This window comes from Xenorhabdus sp. IM139775, from assembly GCF_028598745.1.
Classification (GTDB): domain Bacteria; phylum Pseudomonadota; class Gammaproteobacteria; order Enterobacterales; family Enterobacteriaceae; genus Xenorhabdus.
Genome location: NZ_JAQRFK010000160.1, coordinates 1 through 2,184 on the forward strand (window position 1 = coordinate 1; position 2,184 = coordinate 2,184).

Below are 2,184 nucleotides of genomic sequence, written 5' to 3' on the forward strand. Positions count from 1 at the left end.
TGGAAATATTGCAGTATTTTACTCCACCATTTTTTGTGGTTTATGTCTATATCATAAGCATCATCTTCACCTTCAATAACAATGAAGTAGCTATGATCTAATGGTTTTTTATATTCCTTTTTTGGTAGAAAACTGACCGTATCAATGAATGTATATTTACCTACCATATTAAAAGGAGAGCTTTGCCCTATATAATTGTTATCTTTATTATATAATACAACAAAAACAGGTTGTGACTCTGTCAATGAGATATATAATCCAAATAAATTAGCAGGGTATGGCTCATAATATTTTGCAAAAAAATTATCATTAGAATTAATAGCCTTAACCATGTCGCCTTCCTTTAATAAGGTGACATGAGATAGAAAAAACCACCATAATAAAAAAAACATTACTAATGTATAAAAAATATATTTTATACTCTTTAGTATTTTCATAGATAAATAATCCGGTGTTCTGGCTGCGGCGGCGTCCATAGGACGTCAGAGAAAACAATAAAATCGCCTCCTTCATTATGCTTATTTTGCCATGCTCTGAAATCATCGTTAGAAACAGGTACATATTTTGAATAACCACCTGTAACTAAATCCTTCCACAAATTTTTATCATAAAAGCCATAAAATATCACAGTCTTAACTTTATCAAGAACACCATCTCTACTCCAAACTCCAAGTGGTTCACCGACTGTCATAAAATCATAACTATCTTTTATATAGAATCCGAGCATTTCAGTGATAAACACATCTTTTGAATCTATTTTATCAACATATCCTCTTACTGCTAATTTTAAATTGGCCTTTCCTATTGCTCCGTAATAATCATTAATAGTGTCTGCCATCGAACCTATTGATTTTACGTTAACTTGAGCGTATGTATCTAATTCAATGGCTGAATCAGAATAACCTATTCTTTCGCTATTTTTTAATCTAGATCTTAATAAATCAATTCCTCTTGGAGATGCCCATTTAGACTTTAAAGAATAAAAGCCTCTTCTTACCGGCTGATAATTCATCGCCCATTCCATCTTTACAATTGAATCATTCACTCGTTCTTTAGGAATAAGCGTAGCATCTTCCTTCATAAACTGATTTTTAATTTCATCATTTTTGAAACCAAATGCAGGTTTTGTTTCAAACCAGTGCCTCATTAGTTTTGGAGCAACTTCCCACCCCATTTCATCCATGGCATCAGGAATTTCATTTAACATGAAAATATCCATCTCTATCTCTGTAACCTTACCACCTTTAACGGTTTTAGTTGAATAAATTCCCATGATTAAATTCCCATCTTTGTTTGATATAAATATTCTACGTTTATATTTTCTTCTTGTTTTGTATCAAATTGCTTTGTTAAACCCAATGATTGGCTCTTGCCTTCTATCAGTCCCTTATTTGTTTTCACACCATATGCGATATGTTGGCAGTTATCACCGTTATGCTGATTTTTTAGCTTGAACTGATGGCTAAATAAAGCTGCAATCGTTTCGGTTAAAGGCAGAATAGCCGAAAACCCCGAAAGCAGCGGCCTTTCCTCTTCACGTCCCTGCAATTGCGATATCGCATAGCCTGTTGTCCCTGCCGCGCGATGCGTGAATGATATCGACTTATAATCAAGCTGCACCGTTTCATACGGGATTTGGTCATTGTCATTAATTGAGTGCGGATAGTGACAGGAAAAATCAACAATGGTGGCGCCTGTCAGTTTGATTTCGTAAAAGAATTCGAGTTGTCCGGCAAGGTTTACGCGGTAACACTTAAAAAGGGCATCCAGCAATTCGTTTTTGTCTATTGCTAACCCCAGCAACGGGGAAGATTTATCAATGGGTTTGATAAAGCTGACAGGGAGATGATTGACGTTCTGATCGCGTGTCATCATATGGCTGAGGTTCAGTACCTGTATTTCATCTTCCCGCCCGGCCTGATAGCGGTTGCCGATAGATTCGGGGGTTGAACAGCCCGCCGAGATTAAGCCTTGTTTCTTGCCCTTTAACGACAAGTAAATAAGATATGACATTCCTGTCTCCTGTAATCTGATTTTCAATGGATGCTCATTACAGCATCAATTAAACAGGATATAACAGCAATGCTTATCTATTCCAGCGTGAATAAAAGATCACCAGAAAAATTGTGATTAATCTCTCTTCTTAAATAAAATCAGATAATTACCTGATTTAAATTTCAGATA

Annotated in this window: 2 protein-coding genes and 1 pseudogene; all 3 read right to left on the minus strand. The window is 35.6% G+C overall.

Annotated features, from left to right (window positions below; translation table 11 throughout):
- Positions 1–476, minus strand: a 476-nt coding sequence (locus PSI17_RS16560; protein WP_337927223.1) for a DUF6201 family protein, incomplete at its 3' end; no start/stop codon positions are given.
- Positions 434–1,273 (minus strand): DUF6402 family protein, encoded by an 840-nt coding sequence (locus PSI17_RS16565; RefSeq protein WP_273553012.1) that lies wholly within the window; start codon positions 1,271–1,273, stop codon positions 434–436. The genes PSI17_RS16565 and PSI17_RS16560, both read right to left, overlap by 43 nt.
- 281 nt (positions 1,274–1,554) lie before the next feature.
- Positions 1,555–2,013 (minus strand): annotated as a pseudogene (locus PSI17_RS16570) (Hcp family type VI secretion system effector); the annotation flags it as partial.
- Positions 2,014–2,184 lie beyond the last annotated feature (171 nt).